The organism is Mesorhizobium sp. C277A (assembly GCF_040324395.1).
In the GTDB taxonomy this organism is placed as follows: Bacteria; Pseudomonadota; Alphaproteobacteria; order Rhizobiales; family Rhizobiaceae; genus Mesorhizobium.
On record NZ_JAMYVW010000002.1, the window covers coordinates 3,342,091 to 3,363,559 of the forward strand.

Genomic DNA, 21,469 nt, shown 5'->3' on the forward strand with positions numbered 1-21,469 from the left:
GGAGGTAGGGGAGCGCGCACTTTATCCTCCCCCTTGTGGGGAGGGCCGCGAACGAAGTGAGCGGGGTGGGGGTCCTGGTTCGCGAAGCGAACCAGCTACTCTCAAGCCGCGTAACGCGCCGCCGGCTTGTCGGCGTGCAGGCTGCCGTAGAAGACTTGCCTTGCGCCGAGGAAGGTGTCGAGCTTGGCTGTGTCGGCAAGTGCCGGCACGGTGACGGCTTCGCCCCTGGATAGGCCCACAAGCGCGGCATCGACCATATCGTCGGCGGACATGATGATCTCCTTCGGCAGATTGTGGATATCGCCACCGGCGAGCTCCCAGAAATCGGTGCGGGTCGCGCCCGGCAGCACCGCCTGCACCTTCACATTGGTGCCGGCGACTTCGCGGTGCAGGGCCTCGGTGAAGTTGACGACATAGGCCTTGGTACCGCTGTAGATGCCGCCGAACGAGGTATCATAGGCGAGCACAGAGGCGATGTTGACGATGGCGCCGCGGTTGCGCGCAAGAAGCCCCGGCAGAACGGCGCGGGTCAGGCGGGTCAAGGCGATGACGTTGACCTTGATCATGCGCTCGGCCTCGTCGGCGTCGGCCGTTGCCACCACGGCCTGGCCGCCAATGCCGGCATTGTTGACCAGCAGCGTGACGCTATCGTCGGCTGCGATCGCCTGCTCGACGCGGCGCACATCATTGTCGTCGGCGAGGTCGGCTGATATCACGCTGACCTTGCGCTTGTAGGCATAACGCAGCTTTTCAGCCAGTTCCTGCAGCCGGTCGGCGCGCCGCGCCACCAGCACCAGATCGTAGCCTTGCCCGGCCAGCCGGTCGGCATAGACAGCACCTATGCCGGCCGATGCACCAGTGACGACTGCGGTACCCTTGTTGTCCTGTCCACTCATTGTCCTGTTCCTTTTTCTGCCCGGCGAGACAGGTCGATGACCCTCGTCCCGCCCTGACTTCCAATTAGTGGTATATGCCACCATCCTGGAAGTAGGTATATGCCACTATCTTGTCAACGGAGGCGGCAGAAACTATTTCTGCGACAGGCCGGCAGCGGTTTTGCCGGCAAGGAGTCGTGATGAGCAAGACCGTGCTGCCGGGATTCAGCCTTTGCAACAACGCCACGCTGCGGCGCGCCGCGCGCAAGCTCGGCCGCTTCTATGACGATGTAATCTCGCCTTCGGGTCTGAAGGGCACGCAGTACGGCCTGCTCTACCAGATCCATGTCAGCAACGAGCCGGCGATGGGCACGATAGCCGAAGCGATGGTCATGGATCTCTCGGCGCTCGGCCACACGCTGAAGCCGCTGATCCGCGACGGCTATGTCGACACCTTCGCCGACAAGGACGATCGCCGCGTCAAGCGGGTGCGGCTGACGCCGCAAGGCCAGACCAAGCTCGAGGAGACAACGCAATTGTGGAGCACTGCTCAGCAGCGCTTCGAGGCGCTGTTCGGCCCGCAACGAGCGGCAGATCTGCGCGCTATGCTGGATGAAGTCGCGGCGCTGGACTACGACGTGCCCGCGGCCGCCCCTTCAAGCTGAAAGAGCGGCCGCCAGTGATTTGCAAAGGTCTATTCGGCCGGCATGGCGACCGGCCGGGCCGCCCAGCGGCCGGCCAGCACCACGCCAAGCCCGATCAGCGGGAAGATGGCGGCGACCAAGCCGAGATCGGCCGGCACGCCGTAGCGCAGCACGGCGCCGCCGACCACAGCACCCAGCGCCACGCCAAGATAGAGCGCCGAAGCGTTGAGCGACAGCACGATCGGGGCGGCGTCGGGCGCCAGCTTGATGATGCGGCTGGCCTGCGCCGGCGGAAATGCCCAGCCGACCATGCCCCACGGCACCATCATGGCCATCAATGCCGGCCCGGCGAGATGCTGCGGCAGGAAGGTCGGGATGACCGAGAGCATCACCAGCATGACGGCGCTCAGCGCCAGCGACCAGCCGACGGTGCGCGTCGCACCAAAACGGTCGGCCGCCTGGCCGCCGGCTATGTTGCCGATGACGGCGCCGACACCGAAGGCGAGCAGCATGCCGGGCAGCGCAATCGGGCTGAGGCCGCCGCTCTGGATGGCCAGCGGCGCGATATAGGAAAACACCGAGAAGGCGCCGATCAGGGCAAGAGCGGTGGTCAGCAGGATCGGCATGACGCCGGGGCGCAGCGCCGCAGCCAGCCGCCGCCTGAGCGGCAGCTTGGTGCCGACAATTCCGCGCGGCAGCCGGTACCACAGGATGGCGCCGACCAGCGCGCCGAGCCCGGCAATGGCAAAGAAGGTCCCGCGCCAGCCGGCTATCGTGGCAACCAGCGCGCCGAGCGGTGCACCCAGCGCAACCGCCACCGTGGTTCCGCCGACGACGACTGCAATGGCCCGCGCCCGGTGGTGGTCATCGACCAGCGCCACCGCCGTGCCTTGAGCGGTCGCGGCAAACAGGCCTGACGACAGCGCCATGATGATGCGGGCAATGAGCAGCAGCTCGAAGGACGAGCTCAGCGCCGCCACCACATTGCCGATGACGAAGAACGCCAGCGTCCACAAGATGACGCGGCGCCGGTCCCATTCGCCGGTCAGCGTTGCCAGGATGGGCGTGCCGATGGCGTAAGCCAGCGCGAAGGCGGTGATCAGCGTGCCGGCGAGCGGAATGGAAATGCGGGCGTCGGTGGCGATGTCAGGCAGCAGGCTGGAGATGACGAAGCCTTCGGTCGAGATCGTGAACGATCCGAGCGCAAGCCAGAAAAGGCGCTTGTCCATAGGGCGTGTCCTTAGTTCAAAAGTTATTGAACAATTGGACATAACAGGGCGTGATGTCAATGAAGCCAGATGAAAATAGCTGAAGCCTGCTGACAGCCCTGTGTCAGGACAGCCATTGGGCCAATCGCGAAGCGGACTGTGCATGCCCGCGAAACATGGACGCGTTGAAATCGCCACCGACTGTGCTTAGTTTCGGGCCATGACTTTGCCGCACCCCAATACAGACCAGATCAGCCTGCCGGTTGTGCTCGGCGTGCTTGGCGACCCGACCCGGCTCGCCATCGTGCGCTATCTCGCCAGCAAGGAAGGCGTGCCGCTGAACTGCAGCCGGTTCCTCGACCTCGGCTCCAAGACCAATCTCAGCTATCACCTGGCCAAACTGCGCGAGGCCGGCGTCACCCGCGCCGAAGTGGCCGGCACCAACCGGATGATCACGCTGCGCCGCGCCGACCTCGACGCTCGCTTCCCCGGCCTGCTCGACAGCGTGATTGCGGCGGCCGGAGATGATCCGGCTCTGCCCATCGTCGGCGGCCACGACATCGAAATGCCGGCGTAGCTGGTGCCGAAGTCAGGCCGCTCCTAGCGCTGCCAAAAACCGATATGCGGGGCGAGGAGCTCCTCGTCCATCTCGGGGAAGGGTCCGTGGACCTCGACCGGCTTCTGCCCGGAGCCGAGGACTGTGCGCGACGAGAGGTTCATCGTCGGATTCTCGGCGTGGTTGCCAGTCAGCGCGAGAAGCTTGGTCTCCTCGAAGCCGTAGACCAGCCGGCCGATATTGGCCCAGTACAGCGTTCCCGTGCACATCGCACAGGGCTCGCCGGTTGTGACCAGCGTGCAGGACCAGAGGAAATCCGGCGGATAGGTGTCGGCGGCACGCCGGGAGAGCTCGGTTTCGGCGTGGCGGACGGTGTTGATGTTGCCTTGCCGCATCAGGATGCGATCGTCGGGGCCGACGAGCACGCAGCCGAAAGGATGGTGCCCGTGCGCGGCAGTCTCGCGCGCGACATCATTGGCGGCGCGAAGGTGGGCAACCATCTGGTCGCGGGTCATCGCCTGTCCTCCCCCGGATGAACTCTGGAGCGGCGTGGACGCTAGCAGATGGAGTGCTTCCGCGATAGGCGGGGCTCCCGGCTGTCTCAAACGATCTCAAGGGCTTGATAATGAAGGCAGCGGCTTGATAGGAAGCCGGGCCGCAAGCCTCAACGGGCTGCACCAAGGAGCCCGCCGCATGCGCATTGCCGTTCTCGCCGACATCCATGGCAATGTGCTGGCGCTGGATGCCGTGCTCGCCGATCTAGCGCGGCGCGGCGGCGCCGATCTCACCGTCAACCTTGGCGACTGTGTCTCCGGCCCGCTCTGGCCGCGCGAGACGTTCGAGCGGCTCGAAGCGCTCGACCTGCCGACGGTGCGCGGCAACCATGACCGCCGCGTCGCCGTCGATCCGGCCGACGATATGATGTGGGCTTCAGACCGCTATGCGCAGGAACGGCTGACATCAGCGCAGCGCGAAGCCCTGCTCGCCCTGCCCTTCACGCTGGAGATTGTTCCCGGCGTAGTCGCTTTCCATGCGCGGCCCGACCATGACGAGAAATACCTGCTCGACGCGATCGTCGATGGCCAACTGGTGCGCGCGCCGCTTGCCGCTATTCAGCGGCGGTTGCAGGCGCTGGACCCGGCCTGCCGCATCGTGCTGTGCGGCCACAGCCACCGCGCGGAACTGGTCCGTATCCCCGGCGGCCCCTTGCTCTTCAATCCCGGCAGCGTCGGCGCCCCCGCCTATGAAGATGACACGCCCCCGGCGCATGTTTCGGAGCAAGGCAGCCCGCATGCGCGCTACGGCATCCTCACCTTGGATGGCGATGGTCCAGACCGTTTTGAGACCATCGCCGTCGACTACGACCACGAAGCGGCGGCGAGACAGGCCGCACAGGCGGGCCGACCGGAATGGGCGCATGCGCTGAGGACCGGCTTCATGCCCAAACCCTCTTGGCAAGGCTCCGCTTGACCGCACGGCTGCGCCCTGCTTCCGCCTCGCGGCACCAAACATCGGACGCATTTTCAGACTTACATGGCCGCGTATCGTCCCTTATAAAACCGCCTTGGCATACGGCAGGACTGCTGCCGCAAGGGTAATCGGCGCACGGCCAAATGATGAGGCGCACAATCCGAACCATTTTGCATCGACTGACTGGCGCTCCGCTCCTGCGGGCAGCCCGGTTGTTGGCGGGTCCGTTGGTGGTGGGCCCGTTGTTGGTGAGCTTGCCGGCCAATGCCGAGGACGCGCCTGCCGACATCGTTTCCATAGTGACCGAGCTCGGCCCAGGCGATCTCCTCAACATCCGCGCCACGCCGTCGCCGGTCGGCAGAACCCAGGCGCGTCTGCCGATCGGCTCGAGCGTCAGGAATTTCGGCTGCAACGAAGTGGATGGCCACCGCTGGTGCAAGGTCGAGGAGATTGACAATCCACTGGTCAAAGGCTGGGCGCCCGCGCGCTATCTTATCCCCGACAATCCGACCGTGGTCGAAGTAGACGCCGCGCCGCCCCAGGTGACCGCCAGCGCTGAAGCCGGCGGCCCGACGCTCGCGCCCGACATGTCGACGCAGCCGGCCGACGTGGCCGCAGCGCCCCGGACGACTGCACCTGCCGCCTCTGCCGCTCCGGCTGCACCCACTCAGGCTCCACCCACCCCGGCTGCACCCGCGCCGGCCCCACTCGACCTGACGGAGCGCCTTGGCGGCACGGATCCGGGCGCGCCGAAGTCCGCCGCCGAGATCGGCAGGACCGCCATGCAGGATGCTTACGGCCTTGCCTTCGCAGCGAATGAAAGTCCGCCGACGGATGAAATCCCTGCCACAGAGGCTCCGGCAACGGAGGCCACAGGGACGCCGGAACTCGCCGCCGCCGCGTCTGCGGGAGCAGCGCCGGATACAGCGTCGGCGCCGGGGGTACTATCCCCGACGCCACGGCCAGACCAGGCCAAAGCTGCGACCGCTACGCAAACCGTTGCACGGCTGGAACCCCCGCCCGCCCTCGGCGCCACCGCCGAGATCCCCTGCGCCCGCTATGTCGGCCAGCCGATGACCCGCTGCGCCGTCAACATCGCGCACAAGGGCACCGACAAGGCCGATATAACCGTCACCTGGCCCGACGGCGGCACGCGCGTTATTTCCTTCTCTGCCGGCATGCCGGCCGGCTCGGATTTGGGCAAGGACTTCCGCTTCACAAGGGAAGGCAGCCTCAACATGATCCGCGTCGGGGTATCCGAGCGGTTTGAGATTACGGATCAGCTCGCGCTGGGGGATTAGGTGTCAGGCAGTAGGGAATGGGCATAGGCGCCTTAACCTCGCTCCTGCCTAATCCCCACTGCCTGATCCCTACTGCCTAATCCCTACTGCCTAGCCTCATTTTCGGGGTTACATCTCCCAAAACTCTTCCCTATAAGGCCCTCCTAGCCTGATACCAGAATCGCAAGCACAACCGGCCGGGTCTTCCCGTCCCGGTTTTTCGTGCAAGCCGCTCGCCGAACGGAACTCACAACGATGCCAAGACGCACCGACATCAAGTCGATCCTGATCATCGGGGCCGGCCCCATCGTCATCGGCCAGGCCTGTGAGTTCGATTATTCCGGCACACAGGCCTGCAAGGCGCTGAAGGAAGAGGGCTTTCGCGTCATCCTGGTCAATTCCAACCCGGCCACCATAATGACCGACCCGGAACTGGCCGACGCCACCTATATCGAGCCGATCACGCCTGAAGTCGTCGCCAAGATCATCGCCAAGGAGCGGCCCGACGCGCTGCTGCCGACCATGGGCGGCCAGACCGCGCTCAATACTGCTCTGTCGCTGCGCCGCATGGGCGTGCTCGAACGCTACAATGTCGAGATGATCGGCGCCGACGCCACGGCCATCGACAAGGCCGAGGACCGGGCGCTGTTTCGCGAGGCGATGAAGAAGATCGGCCTGGAAACGCCGAAGTCGATGCTGGCCAATGCCACCGACGTCAAGAACGCCGACCGCAAGACCCATGAGGCCGAGCGCGCCGCCGTCAAGGCCGAGGCGCCTGCCGACCTCGATGCCGCGCTCGACGCGCTGGAAACCCGCTGGAACCTCGGCGAAGGCGACCGCAAGCAGCGCTACATCAGCCATGGCATGGCGATTGCCGCCCAGGCGCTCGACCATGTCGGCCTGCCCGCCATCATCCGCCCGTCCTTCACCATGGGCGGCACCGGCGGCGGCATCGCCTACAACCGCGCCGAATTCTACGACATCGTCCAGTCCGGCCTCGACGCCTCGCCGACCACCGAAGTGCTGATCGAGGAAAGCGTGCTCGGCTGGAAGGAGTATGAGATGGAGGTCGTCCGCGACAAGGCGGACAATTGCATCATCGTCTGCTCGATCGAGAACATCGACCCGATGGGCGTACACACCGGTGACTCGATCACCGTCGCCCCCGCGCTGACCTTGACCGACAAGGAATACCAGATGATGCGCAACGCCTCGATCGCGGTGCTGCGCGAGATCGGCGTCGAGACCGGCGGCTCCAATGTGCAGTTCGCCGTCAACCCGGCCGATGGTCGGCTGGTCGTCATCGAGATGAACCCGCGCGTCTCGCGCAGTTCCGCTTTGGCTTCGAAGGCGACCGGCTTCCCGATCGCCAAGATCGCGGCCAAGCTCGCCGTCGGCTACACGCTGGACGAGCTGGAGAACGACATCACCGGCGGCGCCACGCCCGCCTCCTTCGAGCCAAGCATCGATTACGTCGTCACCAAGATCCCGCGTTTTGCCTTCGAGAAATTCCCCGGCGCCGAGCCGGTGCTGACCACCGCCATGAAGTCGGTCGGCGAAGTCATGGCCATCGGCCGCACCTTCCAGGAATCGCTGCAGAAGGCTTTGCGTGGACTGGAAACCGGCCTTACCGGCCTCGACGAAATCGAGATCCCCGGCCTCGGCCACGGTGCCGTAGCTGCCAACCACGCCGACGACCGCAACGCCATCCGCGCAGCGCTCGGCACGCCGACGCCCGACCGGCTGCGCATGGTGGCGCAGGCGATCCGCATGGGCACCTCGCTGGAAGACGTGCACGCAATGTGCAAGATCGACCCGTGGTTCCTCGAACAGATCGCCGGCATCGTTGCCATGGAAGCCCGCATCCGCGAGCACGGCATTCCGCAAGACGCCGTCAATCTGCGCATGCTGAAGGCGATGGGCTTCTCCGATGCCCGCCTCGCGTCGCTGACGAAGACCGACGCCGAAGTGATTCAAAAGGTTCGCGAAAAGCTCGACGTTCATCCAGTTTATAAGCGCATCGACACCTGCGCCGCCGAGTTCGCCTCGCCCACCGCCTATATGTACTCGACCTATGAAGTGCCCTTCGCCGGCGCGCTGGCCAATGAAGCGCAAGTGTCGTCGCGAAAAAAAGTCGTCATCCTCGGCGGCGGTCCCAATCGCATCGGCCAGGGCATCGAGTTCGACTATTGCTGCTGCCATGCCGCCTTCGCTCTGCGCGACGCCGGCTATGAAGCGATCATGATCAACTGCAACCCCGAGACGGTCTCGACCGACTACGACACCTCCGATCGGCTCTATTTCGAGCCGCTGACGGCCGAAGACGTGTTGGAGATCCTGCGCGCCGAACAGGCCTCGGGCGAATTGGTCGGCGTCATCGTCCAGTTCGGCGGCCAGACGCCGCTGAAGTTGGCCGATGCGCTGGAGAAGGCCGGCATCCCTATCCTGGGCACGTCACCCGACATGATCGATCTCGCCGAAGACCGCGACCGTTTCCAGAAGCTCTTGCACAAGCTCAACCTCAGCCAGCCGAAGAACGGCATCGCCTATTCGGTCGAGCAGGCTCGCCTCGTCGCCGGCGAGCTCGGCTTCCCGCTGGTGGTGCGCCCCTCTTATGTGCTCGGCGGCCGCGCCATGCAGATCATCCATGACGAAGGCATGCTGCAGAGCTACCTGCTCGACACCGTGCCCGGCCTGGTGCCGGAGGACATCAAGCAGAAATACCCCAACGACAAGACCGGCCAGATCAACACGCTCTTGGGCAAGAACCCGCTTTTGTTCGACACCTATCTCTCGGGCGCCATCGAGGTCGATGTCGACTGCCTGTGCGACGGCAAGTCGACATTCGTCTCAGGCATTCTGGAGCACATCGAGGAGGCCGGCATCCACTCCGGCGATAGCGCCTGCTCGCTCCCTGTTCACTCGCTGCCTTCCGAGCTGGTCGACGAGCTGGAGCGCCAGACGGCGGCGCTTGCCCGCGCGCTCAACGTCGGCGGCCTGATGAACGTGCAGTATGCGATCAAGGACGGCACGGTCTATGTGCTGGAGGTCAACCCGCGCGCATCGCGCACCGTGCCCTTCGTCGCCAAGACCATCGGCCGGCCCATCGCCAAGATTGCCGCACGCATCATGGCCGGCGAAAAGCTGGAAGACGCCTTCGCCCATTACGGCGCGATGCCCGACCCGAGAAACCCCGGCCACATCGCGGTCAAGGAAGCCGTCTTCCCCTTCGCCCGCTTCCCCGGCGTCGACATATTGCTCGGCCCCGAAATGCGCTCGACCGGCGAGGTCATGGGCCTCGACCGCGATTTTGCGCTGGCCTTCGCCAAGAGCCAGCTCGGCGCCGGCGTCGATCTCCCCCGCTCCGGCACGCTGTTCGTCTCGGTGCGCGACGAGGACAAGGCCGGCATCCTGCCGGCGGTCAAGCGCCTCGCCGGCCAGGGCTTCAAGGTGCTGGCGACATCCGGCACGGCCCGCTTCCTCGCCGAAAATGGCGTCGACGCCCAGAAGATCAACAAGGTGCTGGAGGGCCGGCCCCACATCGAAGACGCCATCCGCAACCGCCAGGTCCAGATCGTCTTCAACACCACGGACGGGCAGAAGGCGGTGTCGGATTCGAAATCGCTGCGCAGGGCAACGCTGATGCAGAAGGTGCCGTATTACACGACGCTGTCGGGCGCTGCCGCTGTGGCGGAAGCGATTGCGGCGCTGAAGGCGGGGAGCCTGGAGGTGAGGCCACTGCAGGAGTATTTTGCGTAGGGCATCGCCGAATGCCAGCTAGTGGTTCTAACAACGTGCCAGAAATTCCTTCGTACTATCTATAACCTCAACCAAGTTCTGGATTGGGGTTATCTCCCAGGTCTGAATGAACGCTCGCGAGAGAAACAGGTTCAACGGGCCTGGTTGTGTCGTCGGCGGCAGCTTTGAACCATCTGCTTCTTTAGCTTTTCTAAGAATGGAAAATTGTATCTGACGAAGATAGTATATGTCATTGTAAAGAAAGTTTAATATATCGCAAGATCGAAACATGACGTTCAGCGACAACTTTCCGTCTCTATATTTAAAATCTCCGCTTGTAGGACAAGGGACGTAGCCAGGCCATCTTTTATTGTATAAGTCAGAAGGCCTAAAGAAAGTAAAAACGTGGGTACTAGCACGCGGAAACGCTGAGACTTCGCTTACTATTTTATCGATTTGGTTGATGGCATTTAGCGGGACAGGTCTAGAAGCTGTGTCGGGAAAATTTTCTAGCCGGCTGCGATAGCTAGGTTTGCTAACTCGATTCTTTTCCGAGGTATAGACACGAGCCGTTCTTTCGATCGCCTTTAGTCCCCGAATACCAAGCAACTCGCCGTACTCATAGCGTCGCTCAGCGAAATATGTGAATCTTTCCGGTGAATATGGTATAAATATAACTAGAGGGCTTATCTCTAGCGATCTTTTAACCCGCTTGCCTTGTAAAAAAACTTCGGAGATCGCCCTGCAACAGGCATCAGTTTCCGATTTTGACGTTATTGCGTAAGTCATTAATTATTTCTTTTGCGGGTGAACACATCAGAACCGCCAACGCCAAACCGAAGAAAAACATCGACGTGACGGTTCCCTTTTTTGTGACACTATACATCTTCTTCAGATTGGTTTGCCGATAATTCTGCAGAAGGTACAAAATGAATACCTGCTGGAGATCTTCTTTTAGCATGACTTCACGATCTAAAGATCCGGAAATAGCTTTCAAGAAATTTCTAAAATTTCTCCGAACATCTTCAACCGCCGCCTCCTTGTCGTCGTGCCCGAACAGATCGTCGAGATCGTCTATAACATCGCCGGAAACCGTATACCTGTAGTACCAGCTTTTGATGTCAGCGGCTTTTCTATGGGGATGATTTTTCTCAGAAACGTGAGTGTACATCACGATCAGGCGGCACGCCGTAATTCCGAGTACTATCAAGCCCAAGCCAAGAAAGAAAACAAAATATCTAGATCCTCCAACCGAATTAACTATCGCAGCCGCAGCAGCAATAAATGATAGCATGCCTAGAGCGGCTTGAAACAACTTACCACGCTGATCTTCATACCAATCGTGGCGCCCAACGGCGTACTCGATCATACGATACGCTCTATCTTGCAAATCGCCGTTTTCGCCAAGTTCGTATTCGGCAGCGACCTCCGATAATTTCTTGCGAATTTGGGGCTGCATAGTTGGCCTTTGGTGCGAGCGTATGGATGAGTCTCACCGTCGATTAGAGCATATAACGCGCTACTACATCCACGTGTTGTTATCGACCCACGGCAACGAATCCGAAAATAAGACTTTCAGAATAGCCCCTCACCCCTGCTCCGGATACGGCATCCCATGCTTTGTGCAGGAACCACCAGCCGACTAGGCTTATCATGTCGATGTCGGAGCAAGTGATGACATCGTCGGGGTCGCGCGAACCGACCTCCAGATAGCGCGTCCTCATCGACGAGCGGTTGATCATGTGGTGGCCGTTGCCGCTGTTTCCGGCGAAGGCGGCGGTAGCTTGCCTCGAGCAGCGTCTCACCGCTGTCTTGGACCAGTCTCAACTCGACAGGGAAGCTCACGCCACCGCCACACACTCGATCTCGATATCGAACTCCATCGGCCACGACGCCACCGGCACGAAACTCCGCGCCGGCGGGTTCGTGGAAAAGTACCTGGCATAGACCCGGTTGATGGCGTTGTAGAAGCCGGAATTGACGGCGTAGATGCGCACCATCACCACATTGTCCAGCGAGGTGCCGGCCGCTTCCAGGCAATGCTTCAGCGCCTTCAGCGACGCCTCGGTCTGGGTTTCGATGTCGCCGCGCACCATCTCGCCGGTCACCATGTCCACCGGCGGCGTCGCCGAGATGAACACGAAGCCATTGGCCCTCACCGCCGTCGAGCAGGGCAGCCCGAGCGCCCGCACCTTGGCCGACATGACGGGCACTTCGATGACTTCTTTTTTCACGGTGATGCTCCCTTTGTTTGCCAAGCTGGCGCCAAGGCCCCCTCACCCAGCCTCCGCTTCGCTCGGCTGACCTCTCCCCGAGGGGAGAGGAGCCGGTCAGCGCCAGCGCTTCCCTCTTCTCCCCAGCGGGGAGAAGGTGGCCGCGAAGCGGTCGGATGAGGGGGCCGGCGCCACCTTTAATCGTGAGGAACTTATCCCCCCACCCAGCGAACACCAGCGCCGAAGCATGGTCCAGCCCTCACCCCTGCCCCGGATACAGCGTCCCGTCCTTGTGCAGAAACCTGCCATCCGAACTCGGGCTCATCATGTCGATGTCGGAGCAAGTGATGAGATCATCCGGATTGCGCGAGCCGACCTCGAGATAGCGCGCCGTTGTGGACGAGCGGTTGATCATGTGGTGGCCGTTGCCACTGTTCTTGGCAAAGGTCGCGCAGTCGCCGGCCTTGAGCAGCGTCTCGCCGCCATCCTCGACCAGCACCAGTTCGCCTTCCAGCACATAGACGAGCTCGTCCTCATGGCTGTGCCAGTGCCGCTGGCTCGACCAGCCGCCTGATGGCAATGTCATCAGGTTGACGCCGAAATCGGTGAGGCCGCCGGCATCGCCGAGGCGGTGGCGTGTGCGCTCGTCGCAAGGGGCGTCGAAGGGTGCGGGGTAGCCGGAGCCCTTGCGGACAGGCACGGTGGACAGGTCGAGCTTGGGCATGGGAGCTCCATTGAATTGGTGGCGGCAGTGTATGTCACTGCCGGCGCAGCCACAGAGCCACTTTGCCGCAATGCCTTGCCAACGGCAGGCATCGGCCGTCGCACTCTACGGCGCCCCCTCTGTCCTGCCGGACATTTCCCCCACAAGCAGGGAGATTGGCTGTCGCCTCAGCCTTCGCCAATTTTCACCGTCGCAAGAAAAGCACGGCGCCGACGCTGCTGATCTCCCCACTCGTGGGGGAGATGTCCGGCAGGACAGAGGGGGCGCCGTAGAATGCTATTGGTGGCTAGTCACCAGCCCTCAACCCTGATGCGCCGCCGCGAGTTTCTTCACGTGCTTCTCGTGCATCTGCAGCGTCGGCAGCGTCTTCTTGGCGAATTCCTTCATCGCCGGGTCGTCGCCCGAGTTGGCATAGCTGCTGAAAAGGGCAACGGCCTCCTTGTGCGCGTCCGTCTGCATCTGGATGTACTTGGCGTCAAAATCCTTGCCGCTTGCGCTCTTCAACTCGTCGAGCATTGCCTGCTCCTTCGGCTGCAGGGCCGGCCCCGCGGCTTTGGTCGAACCGGTGGTCTGGCCCTGGCTCAGCGCCGCCTTGAACTCCTTGCCGGCTTTGGTGTGGTCCTTGACCATCTGCTTGGCGAATTTCTTGACGTCAGCCGCCTTGGATTTCTCCTCGGCGAGCTTGCTCGACTGGATTTCGAATTCGTTGGAGCTAGGCACCGTCTTGACGAAGGTTGGGGTATCGACCTTGCTGGCGGCCATGGCAGGCGCGACCGCAGTCGAGTTGGCCGCAAGGGCGGCAGGGGCACCGGCGAACAAGGCGACGGCGGCAATGGTGAGAAGCGTTTTCATCTGAGGTCTCCGATTTGAAAATTTCCCTCGGCTAATCAAACGCGGCATTGGCGGCAGGGTTGCGTCCGGAGAACTATTCGTCAGCGACCATCTGCCGAAGAGCCGTCCCGAGCCCCTGGCGGACAAACCTCCAGGACAGCACGCCTCGCCATATTGCAGCTGTTCGTTCCAGTTCGGCCGACCCTCAGGCGTGAAATCCATAAGGTCCCACAGGATCTCGCAGATGCCGATGGCGCGCGGATCCTAATGGACGGCGCTGCATTGGGAGCCGGTTGCACTTCCCTGTATTGCGTCTGCAGGTTAGATTTCCGGAGCTGGGGAGACACATGCAAGAGGATGAAGAGATCGATCTGCGCTGCCCGCAAGTGGTGGCCGACAATGCCGCCAAGGGGTTGAGGCTGCGCAAGCAGTTCGGCCGTGGCGGCACCGAGATCGGCGTCGCGCGGGCGACGGAACTCAAGAATCGAGAAAAGCTGGCGCCCTCGACCATCCGCCGCATGGTCAGCTATTTCGCCCGCCACGAGGTCGACAAGCGCGGCAAGAATTACGGCAATGAAGACAATCCATCGGCCGGCCATATCGCCTGGCTGCTGTGGGGCGGCGACGAGGGCCGCGCCTGGGCGCTTGAGCTCAAAAAGAAGATCGGCAATGCGCCCGATATCTGAGGGCGACCGTAAAACGACTGGCGGGCCCCAAACCCCCGCCTGGGACCCGCCAAGGAGTGGCTGAACACATGCCGGTGCAGCCCCTCCACATCTGCCAGTCGTCGATCCGCCATCGGTCGAAAGGCATGGATGGTGAGGTAGCATCCGGTTGCGGCGGCCTATGTGAAGCAGTTCACAATCCGAAGGATTTCAACAGCGCTCGAGCAATTCCAGGAAAAGTGGGAACCGGTTTTTCCCGGGAAAAGCGCGTAGCGTTTTCCCCAGGGAATTGCGGCAAGAAAAAAGCCCTTACCCTTCCCATGCGACAGGCATCATCCCCAGCCGCTCGTAGAGCCGGAGCGCGGCGGCGCTCTCGACCGTGTTGGTCTTGAGGTCGACATGGGCCGCGCCTCGATCGCGAAAGGCGTTGAAAGCCTGCCACATCAGCGCTTCGCCAATTCCTTTGCCGCGCGCTTCGGGATGGACCGCGAGGTCCTTGACGAAGGCCCTCGTCCAGCACAGCGCTGCCGCCGCCAGCCGTCCCTTGGCGTCGATGACCAGGAAACACAGCGCCGGGTCGAATTCGGCATCGCTGGATATGCGCGGCCACCATTCGTCGAACGGGCCGTCAGTGCCGTCGTCGAACACCCCGGTCAAAAGCGCGTGCAGGGGCTGCGCGTCACCATGTTCGAAGCAGCGCATGGCAAAGCCGTCCGGCCAGTGCGGCGCAACGAGCGTCTCGTCGAGGATCTTGCGCAGCCGGATGTCGTTTGGAGCCGGCGGGCGCGGTTCAGGCATCGCGCTCAGGCGTCGGGCTGCAGCCGGCGGCGCTTGCGGTCGACACCGAGGCCGGTGGCCTCGAGCAGGCCTTTGCGCTTGGCGTCGAAATAATAGCCGGTCTGGTAGAGCCAATCGGCCTTCTTGGCGTTGCCACCCGCCACCAGCCAGGCGCCACGCAGATATTTGACCGCGTATTTCAGATTGGTCTCGGCGTCGAACAGGCCCTTGGCCGGCCCGTCATAGCCCATGCCGCGCGCCGTCGCGTGCTTGATCTGCATCAGTCCCCAATGGCCGTTATTGTAAGCCTTGGGATTGTAGGTGCTTTCGCGGTTGACGACGTGGCGCACCAGATCGACCGGCACCTCGTAGAGAGCAGCGTATTTCTGGATCAGCCGGTCGACGTCGCCGCGCATGCCGGTCGCATGCTCTTCTTCCGGGAGACCGATGGGCGCGGCGGGGAACTGGCCCAGGGAAGCAGGGTTCTGCGGCACGACATAGGCTACCTGCTGCACGCCGGGCATGGCGTTCTGGCCGCCCTTGGGGGCCGCCGGCATGACAAGGCTGGCGGTCGTATATTGCGCCGCGACCGGCTGTCCGGCGTTGGCGGGCGCAGGCGCCTGCCAGGCATTGGCTGCCATCAACGCAGGCACGGCCGGGGCCGTGGGCGTCGCGCCGGCAAAGGCCGCGGTCGCGGCAGCCGGCTGCGGGGCGGCGGCAAGTGCCGGTGTGGCGGGAGTTGCTTCGGCCGCCTGGACGGGTGTTATGCCCGAGGATTGCGGCAGCACCGAAACCGTATCGGGCAGCGGCACGGTGAAGCCGACATCGCTGCCGGCGGCGGTCGCGGTTTCGGTCAGCGCAGGCGTGGCCTTCATCTGCGAGGTCGATTGGCAGCCGCTGAGGGCAGCTGCGCCGACGATCACAGAGATCGCGAAAAGGTTGAATTTTGCTGGCAAGCCGCGCGGGTCCGATTTGTCGGTTGTTAAGAAGTCCTTACACCAGCGATTCCTGGTGGGCAATCGGGACCATGTGGTGGTTTTCGGGTGGCGAGAGCCGGGCCCAGATGCCATATTGTTCTGGATATGTACCGGTCGGTATCCCGGTTTTCGCCGGTTTTCGGAAAGGAGCGCATCATGGAAACGGCATCTTCGATCACAGCCGGCCACGCAGTGTTAGAAACAGTGATCGGCTTCATGGGCATCGCCTGGAGCGAAAAGGGCCTGATCCGGCTCTGCCTGCCCGAAAGGAGCCGCGAAGCAGTGGAGCGCCGGCTGATGCGGCATGCCGGTGTTGCCGCCAATACGACTGCGAACACTGGGCAGCCGCAATGGGTGGTCGAGCTGATCGCCTCGATCAAAGCCTATGCCTCAGGCGAGGACGTCGATTTCTCCGGCGTGCCGGTCGATCTCGACGGCGTCGACGACTTCCGTCTCGCCATCTACGACGCGGCGCGGAAACTGCATTACGGCGAAACCACCACCTATGGCGAACTGGCCAAGCGCGCCGGCCAAGCCGGCCTGCCGCGCGAAACCGGGGCAGCGCTGGGCGCCAACCCGGTGCCGCTGGTCATCCCCTGCCATCGGATACTAGCCGCGGGCGGCAAGATCGGCGGCTTCTCGGCGCCCGGCGGCTCGGCCACCAAGGAAAAGATGCTGGCCATGGAAGGCGTGCGCGTCGGCCCGCCGCCGGCGGCGCAGGTCTCGTTCGGGTTCTAAGAGCTTGGATGGTATGCCGGCTGGGTATGTTGAGATTCAGGTCAGGCCGCACCGAGAACTATGGTCTTCGAGAACCGGAGCGGAGCGTACTTAATGTACGTGGGCGCCGGAAGCGCAGAAGACCATCGTTCGCAGGCCGGCCTCACTTGAATATCAATATGCCTAATGACGGCGCAGGAAGCGGCGGTGAAAATGGTCGTTCTCGATCCGCTTGCAGAGATAGACCGGGCAGGATTCGGTATCGACGCTCGGCACATAGGCGCGCTTCCTGACCTCGCCGACATTGCAGAATTGCTGGCTCTGCACATAGCGGTCGAAGAGCGGCAGCCCCGGCACACGCCTGGACTGATAGCGCAGGATGACCGCGCCCTGGCGGGCGATCGTGCCTTGCACCCTGTCGCAGCTCATACGAGTGGGGTCGTAGCGCGAGATCGCCTGCGCCTCGGCGGCCGCCAGCGTCAGGCAGGCGGCAAGCAGAATGGTTTTCACAACGGTTTTCATGACAGTCTCCCAAAACCGGACTAACGCCGTCGGGCGTCCCGATCTTCCCGATTGCTCGACGCTTTCATGCGATTGGGGCGGCCTTTGGGCGGCGCCACCGCAACGCCATTTTTCGAGCCATCTTGTTTTTGGTGCGAAACCCGCCTATATCAGCTCCATTGATATTTCGGCCGATCGATCCGGGCCTCGCGATCTTCGCGTTTGCTGACGTCTATCTCCAAAATCTCGATACAAACCGGCTGAACCTCGGTTCGGTCAAACCAAAGCAAATGCGAGGACTATTCATATGGCAACTGGTACGGTCAAGTGGTTCAATGCCACCAAGGGCTTCGGCTTCATTCAGCCTGATTCGGGCGGTGCGGACGTTTTCGTTCACATCTCCGCTGTCGAGCGCGCTGGACTGTCGACCCTGGTCGAAGGCCAGAAAATCAACTTCGAGATCGAGCAGGACCGCCGCACAGGCAAGTCGTCCGCTGGTTCTCTGAGCAAGGCAGCCTGATTTTGCGATAGCGCGCGCCGGACGAGAGTTCGGGGCGCGCGGCAAGTCACGGATGTACTGACGGTCGCGCGAGAAGCGCGCTGGAGCAGAAAGACCCGACAAGCTGGATCAGCAGATAGCTGCCGGCCCGGACATAAAGCTCCGATCAGGCTACCGAAAATGGGAAGGCGGGATTTATCCCGCCTTTTTGTTTGTCTGGAATTGGACGATGGCCATGCTAGTTTCGCCCCATGACCAAGCTCGAACAGATTGAAAGATCCATCGCAGCCCTGAACACCAAAGAACTAAAGGCCTTTACCAAATGGTTCGCAGCGTATCAGGCAGAGGTGTGGGATATGCAGATCGAGGCGGACGCCAAGGCTGGCCGGCTGGATAAGTTTGCCGAGCAGGCTTTGGCTGAACTTCACGCGGGCCGAGTTCGCCCTCTTTGAATGCGCGCTACGGCCGAAGGCCGCAAGCCCAACCGGGCATCGCGCCCGTTGGCGTCCGGTCCGGAACGAGCCGCGAAGCGGCGGCAAGCGCGAGCACAAATCAGCGCCGCAGATGCAGCGGCACCACCTTGTTGTCGGCGCCAAGCAGCGCCTCGATCGACAGCGGCTCCCGGTTGAAGATCGTGCCGGCCAGCGCCGGGCGGCCGAGATGGAACCCCTGTAGCAGGTCGACGCCGCCATCCAGCGCGACGCGCAGATGCACGGATTGCTCGATGCCTTCGACCAGCACCTTGGCGCCGCGATCGTGTAGCGACGAGACGAGCGGCCGGAAGAAGCGCTCGGCGGCAGCGTGGCGGCAGAATTCGGCGAACCAGCCGCCGTCGATCTTCACGATATCCGGCTGGAGCAGGTTCATCCGCTCCGCGGTCGAGTGGCCGGTGCCGAAATCGTCGATGGCGATGCGGATGCCGTGGCGCCGCATCTCGCGCGCCAGCGGGGCCAGCACATTATCGTCGGCCGCCTGTTCGGTGATCTCGCAGACCAGCATGGCGGCATGCAGGTCGAGATCGCCGAGATGCCGCGTCATCAGCCGGATCTCGGCCAGCGCCCGCCCGAGATGATCGTTGATCATCGGATTGTAATTGGAGAACAGGTCGAGCCCGTCGACGCCGATGTTGCGGAAGTTTTTCAGATGCAGCATCCGGCACATCGTCTCGACAAACAGGCGGTCGCCCGGCGCGACGCTGTCGAAGAACATGGCCGGTGCAACCGGCATGGAAGCGCGCTGCGGTTCGATCAGCGCCTCGACGGCAACCGCGGCCAACGCGCCACCGCGTGGCGCAAAGATCGGCTGGTAGGCGCTCTTCAGCCGGAACGCGCCATAGACGCCATATTCGATGCCGACCTCGTCGGCAAAGATCGCTTCGCCGATATCGCGACGCCTCTCGCGCTGCCCGGTCATGGCCCGGTCCTGCGCCCGAACACCCTGCCCGGCCGCGCCGGAGGCGCTGCAGTCGGGCCGGCAGGCGTCTTGCCAGGCTCGGCCGCCGCGACAGACGGCTGCGTATCCTTGCCGAAAGCGCGAAAGCTGGTCGGCGCCAGTTCCGGCTTTGCCAGCACAAAGCCCTGCACCATCGATGCGCCGGATTTCTCGGCTAGTTCAAGCTGCCAGCCTTCCTCGATGCCTTCGAACACCGTGCGGATGCCCTGTAGTTCGAAGTTCGTCACCATGGCAGTCAGCAGGGCAAAGCCGGCGCCGGATTCCATGAGCTGCGTGATCCAGTGCGCATCGAATTTGACGATGTCGGGCTTGAGCTCCTTGATGCGGTTGATGTCGGATTCATCGGCGCCGTAATCGTCGACGGCAATGCGAAAGCCATTGGCCCGCAGCGCCTCGACAAAGCTGTAGAGCGTTTCCTGCGACGCCGACTTCTGCTCGGTCACCTCGCACACGATGCGGCGCGGATCGATCCCGGCTTCGTGCAGCACCAGCCGCATGTCGCGCAACGCGTTGTCGGCGATGGAGCGCTCGGTAAACACCGACGGATCGAAATTGACGAAGATCGAAGCCTCTTGCGGCAGGCAGGCGCCGGCATTGAGCAAATGCAGCGTGCGCGTCAGCGCCTCGATATGCAGGCGGTCGCCGGCCGGACAGGTGCGGAAGAAGTTCATCGGCGATTGCGGCTCGCCGTCACGAAACGGCCGGATCAGCCCCTCGAACGCTGCGATCGAGAGCTTGCCGTCCTTGAAGGCGAAGATCGGCTGAAAGGCGCTCTGCAGCGTGTAGGGACCCCAGACACCTGAAGCGGTGCCGTCATCGTGACGGATGATGTGGGCAAGCCCGGTGCTGCGCGACAAGGGTCCCTCGCTCCGCGAGACAGGCGAAATGGCTGGCGATCCTGCCGTCAAAGGTTTTAGCGGCCGTTGATGAATTTAGTCTTGCCGGGGATAGGCGTCGATTGCAGAGCCCGCAACGCAGAGTGAAACCGTCATGCACGCGCTCCAAAAAGCCGATCTCCACGGGTCCTTGACCCCTGGCTCATCCGACAATGCTTGCACTTGCCGGGTCGATGCGACATGAGAAGCGCCGCAGCTGTTTGCGGTTGCGCCGACCCCTCTGGAGATATCTGGTCATGGCCTTTCTTGCCGACGCCCTTGCCCGCGTAAAGCCTTCCGCCACCATCGCGGTGACGCAGAAAGCCCGCGAGCTGAAAAATGCCGGCCGCGACATTATCGGCCTCGGCGCCGGCGAACCGGATTTCGACACGCCCGACAACATCAAGAATGCGGCGATCGAGGCGATCCGCCGCGGCGAGACCAAATACCCGCCGGTTTCGGGCATCGCGCCGCTGCGCGAGGCGATCGCAAAAAAATTCAAGCGCGAGAACAATCTCGACTACAAGCCCGAGCAGACCATTGTCGGCACCGGCGGCAAGCAGATCCTGTTCAACGCCTTCATGGCGACGCTGAACCCAGGCGACGAGGTCATCATCCCCCGCCCCTATTGGGTCAGCTATCCCGAAATGGTGGCGATCTGCGGCGGCACCTCGGTGTTCGCCGACACCTCGATCGACAATGGTTTCAAGCTCACTCCCGCCGTGCTGGAAAAGGCGATCACGCCGAAGACCAAATGGCTGTTGATGAACTCGCCATCGAACCCGTCCGGCGCCGCATACACGGAAGCCGAGCTGCGCGCGCTGGCCGACGTGCTCTTGAAGCATCCGCATGTCTGGACACTGACCGACGACATGTACGAACACCTGACCTATGGCGACTTCGTCTTCAGGACGATCGCCGAGGTCGAGCCGAAACTCTACGAGCGCACGCTGACCATGAACGGCGTCTCGAAAGCCTACGCCATGACCGGCTGGCGCATCGGCTATGCCGCGGGTCCCGTCCAGCTGATCAAGGCGATGGACATGATCCAGGGCCAGCAGACCTCGGGCGCCTGCACCATCGCGCAATGGGCCTCGGTCGAGGCGCTCAACGGCCCGCAGGATTTCGTCGCCAGGAACAAGGCGATCTTTCAGGGCCGTCGCGACCTCGTCGTGTCGATGCTCAACCAGGCGCGCGGCATAACCTGCCCGTCGCCGGAAGGCGCCTTCTATGTCTACCCGTCCTGCGCCCAGCTGATTGGCAAGAAGACCAAGGCCGGCAAGATAATCGACACTGACGAGACTTTCTGCTCCGAATTGCTCGAAGGCGAGGGTGTCGCGGTGGTGTTCGGCTCGGCCTTCGGCCTCGGCCCCAACTTCCGCATCTCCTACGCCACGTCGGAGACGCTGCTGGAGGAAGCCTGCACGCGCATCCAGCGGTTCACGGCATCGCTGACCTGAACTGGCG

General features: G+C 62.8%; 23 protein-coding genes. 10 read left to right on the forward strand and 13 right to left on the reverse strand.

What is annotated here, in order from left to right:
* Positions 1–101: 101 nt before the first annotated feature.
* Positions 102–896 carry an SDR family NAD(P)-dependent oxidoreductase gene (locus NKK52_RS16490; RefSeq protein ID WP_023683784.1) on the reverse strand — a complete coding sequence of 265 codons (795 nt, stop codon included), beginning with the start codon at positions 894–896 and terminating at the stop codon, positions 102–104.
* Positions 897–1,075: 179 nt separating this feature from the next.
* Here NKK52_RS16490 and NKK52_RS16495 point away from each other — a divergent pair, with 179 nt between their 5' ends.
* Positions 1,076–1,540, forward strand: coding sequence for a MarR family winged helix-turn-helix transcriptional regulator (locus NKK52_RS16495; RefSeq protein ID WP_023683783.1), 465 nt, complete (start codon positions 1,076–1,078; stop codon positions 1,538–1,540).
* A 29-nt stretch (positions 1,541–1,569) separates the two neighbouring features.
* Here the strand turns inward: NKK52_RS16495 and NKK52_RS16500 are convergent, their stop codons facing one another.
* Positions 1,570–2,748, reverse strand: a complete 1,179-nt coding sequence (locus tag NKK52_RS16500; RefSeq protein ID WP_023683782.1) for an MFS transporter — start codon at positions 2,746–2,748, stop codon at positions 1,570–1,572.
* A 199-nt stretch (positions 2,749–2,947) separates the two neighbouring features.
* On the opposite strand from NKK52_RS16500, the gene NKK52_RS16505 reads away from it, so the two are divergent.
* Positions 2,948–3,304 carry an ArsR/SmtB family transcription factor gene (locus tag NKK52_RS16505; RefSeq protein ID WP_023683780.1) on the forward strand — a complete coding sequence of 119 codons (357 nt, stop codon included), beginning with the start codon at positions 2,948–2,950 and terminating at the stop codon, positions 3,302–3,304.
* A 23-nt stretch (positions 3,305–3,327) separates the two neighbouring features.
* Here the strand turns inward: NKK52_RS16505 and NKK52_RS16510 are convergent, their stop codons facing one another.
* Positions 3,328–3,798, reverse strand: coding sequence for a nucleoside deaminase (locus NKK52_RS16510; protein WP_023672423.1), 471 nt, complete (start codon positions 3,796–3,798; stop codon positions 3,328–3,330).
* Between the two features lie 178 nt (positions 3,799–3,976).
* On the opposite strand from NKK52_RS16510, the gene NKK52_RS16515 reads away from it, so the two are divergent.
* The 3 genes from NKK52_RS16515 to carB all read left to right on the forward strand — a co-directional run bounded on the left by NKK52_RS16515 (position 3,977) and on the right by carB (position 9,792).
* Positions 3,977–4,753 (forward strand): metallophosphoesterase family protein, encoded by a 777-nt coding sequence (locus tag NKK52_RS16515; RefSeq protein ID WP_023672422.1) that lies wholly within the window; start codon positions 3,977–3,979, stop codon positions 4,751–4,753.
* A gap of 242 nt (positions 4,754–4,995) precedes the next feature.
* Positions 4,996–6,054, forward strand: a complete 1,059-nt coding sequence (locus NKK52_RS16520) for an SH3 domain-containing protein (RefSeq protein ID WP_245261783.1) — start codon at positions 4,996–4,998, stop codon at positions 6,052–6,054.
* Positions 6,055–6,288: 234 nt separating this feature from the next.
* Positions 6,289–9,792: a carbamoyl-phosphate synthase large subunit gene (carB, locus tag NKK52_RS16525; protein WP_023683778.1), complete on the forward strand. Its 3,504-nt coding sequence runs from the start codon at positions 6,289–6,291 to the stop codon at positions 9,790–9,792.
* Positions 9,793–9,819: 27 nt separating this feature from the next.
* Here the strand turns inward: carB and NKK52_RS16530 are convergent, their stop codons facing one another.
* The 5 genes from NKK52_RS16530 to NKK52_RS16555 all read right to left on the reverse strand — a co-directional run bounded on the left by NKK52_RS16530 (position 9,820) and on the right by NKK52_RS16555 (position 13,560).
* Positions 9,820–10,560, reverse strand: coding sequence for a thymidylate synthase (locus NKK52_RS16530; protein WP_155921624.1), 741 nt, complete (start codon positions 10,558–10,560; stop codon positions 9,820–9,822).
* Positions 10,526–11,230 (reverse strand): hypothetical protein, encoded by a 705-nt coding sequence (locus NKK52_RS16535; protein WP_023751211.1) that lies wholly within the window; start codon positions 11,228–11,230, stop codon positions 10,526–10,528. Before NKK52_RS16535 ends, NKK52_RS16530 begins: the two co-directional genes overlap by 35 nt.
* A 382-nt stretch (positions 11,231–11,612) precedes the next feature.
* Complete coding sequence (locus tag NKK52_RS16545; RefSeq protein WP_023683775.1) at positions 11,613–12,005, reverse strand: Rid family hydrolase; 393 nt, start codon at positions 12,003–12,005, stop codon at positions 11,613–11,615.
* A 238-nt stretch (positions 12,006–12,243) separates the two neighbouring features.
* Complete coding sequence (locus NKK52_RS16550) at positions 12,244–12,708, reverse strand: cupin domain-containing protein (protein ID WP_023683774.1); 465 nt, start codon at positions 12,706–12,708, stop codon at positions 12,244–12,246.
* 300 nt (positions 12,709–13,008) lie between these two features.
* Entirely contained in the window at positions 13,009–13,560 is a 552-nt protein-coding gene (locus NKK52_RS16555; RefSeq protein ID WP_023683773.1) for a DUF4142 domain-containing protein, read from the reverse strand.
* A gap of 326 nt (positions 13,561–13,886) precedes the next feature.
* Here NKK52_RS16555 and NKK52_RS16560 point away from each other — a divergent pair, with 326 nt between their 5' ends.
* On the forward strand, positions 13,887–14,225 hold the full coding sequence (locus tag NKK52_RS16560; RefSeq protein ID WP_023683772.1) for a hypothetical protein: 339 nt from the start codon (positions 13,887–13,889) through the stop codon (positions 14,223–14,225).
* A 288-nt stretch (positions 14,226–14,513) separates the two neighbouring features.
* Here the strand turns inward: NKK52_RS16560 and NKK52_RS16565 are convergent, their stop codons facing one another.
* Both NKK52_RS16565 and NKK52_RS16570 read right to left on the reverse strand, forming a co-directional pair.
* A complete protein-coding gene (locus NKK52_RS16565) occupies positions 14,514–15,002 on the reverse strand; it encodes a GNAT family N-acetyltransferase (RefSeq protein WP_023683771.1) in 489 nt (162 codons plus the stop codon).
* 5 nt (positions 15,003–15,007) lie between these two features.
* Positions 15,008–15,937 carry a lytic transglycosylase domain-containing protein gene (locus NKK52_RS16570; RefSeq protein WP_023683770.1) on the reverse strand — a complete coding sequence of 310 codons (930 nt, stop codon included), beginning with the start codon at positions 15,935–15,937 and terminating at the stop codon, positions 15,008–15,010.
* Between the two features lie 177 nt (positions 15,938–16,114).
* On the opposite strand from NKK52_RS16570, the gene NKK52_RS16575 reads away from it, so the two are divergent.
* Positions 16,115–16,696 carry a methylated-DNA--[protein]-cysteine S-methyltransferase gene (locus tag NKK52_RS16575; protein WP_023683769.1) on the forward strand — a complete coding sequence of 194 codons (582 nt, stop codon included), beginning with the start codon at positions 16,115–16,117 and terminating at the stop codon, positions 16,694–16,696.
* A 162-nt stretch (positions 16,697–16,858) separates the two neighbouring features.
* On the opposite strand, the gene NKK52_RS16580 is transcribed toward NKK52_RS16575, so the two are convergent.
* A complete protein-coding gene (locus NKK52_RS16580) occupies positions 16,859–17,185 on the reverse strand; it encodes a hypothetical protein (protein ID WP_023683768.1) in 327 nt (108 codons plus the stop codon).
* Between the two features lie 298 nt (positions 17,186–17,483).
* On the opposite strand from NKK52_RS16580, the gene NKK52_RS16585 reads away from it, so the two are divergent.
* On the forward strand, positions 17,484–17,696 hold the full coding sequence (locus tag NKK52_RS16585; protein WP_015316174.1) for a cold-shock protein: 213 nt from the start codon (positions 17,484–17,486) through the stop codon (positions 17,694–17,696).
* A 230-nt stretch (positions 17,697–17,926) separates the two neighbouring features.
* Complete coding sequence (locus NKK52_RS16590; RefSeq protein WP_023671961.1) at positions 17,927–18,127, forward strand: hypothetical protein; 201 nt, start codon at positions 17,927–17,929, stop codon at positions 18,125–18,127.
* A gap of 100 nt (positions 18,128–18,227) precedes the next feature.
* On the opposite strand, the gene NKK52_RS16595 is transcribed toward NKK52_RS16590, so the two are convergent.
* Positions 18,228–19,088 (reverse strand): EAL domain-containing protein, encoded by an 861-nt coding sequence (locus NKK52_RS16595; protein ID WP_023683767.1) that lies wholly within the window; start codon positions 19,086–19,088, stop codon positions 18,228–18,230.
* Positions 19,085–19,984: an EAL domain-containing protein gene (locus tag NKK52_RS16600; protein ID WP_023683766.1), complete on the reverse strand. Its 900-nt coding sequence runs from the start codon at positions 19,982–19,984 to the stop codon at positions 19,085–19,087. The genes NKK52_RS16595 and NKK52_RS16600 overlap by 4 nt, the downstream gene beginning before the upstream one ends.
* Before the next feature lie 275 nt (positions 19,985–20,259).
* Here NKK52_RS16600 and NKK52_RS16605 point away from each other — a divergent pair, with 275 nt between their 5' ends.
* Positions 20,260–21,462: a pyridoxal phosphate-dependent aminotransferase gene (locus NKK52_RS16605; protein ID WP_023683765.1), complete on the forward strand. Its 1,203-nt coding sequence runs from the start codon at positions 20,260–20,262 to the stop codon at positions 21,460–21,462.
* The last annotated feature ends 7 nt before the right edge of the window (positions 21,463–21,469 follow it).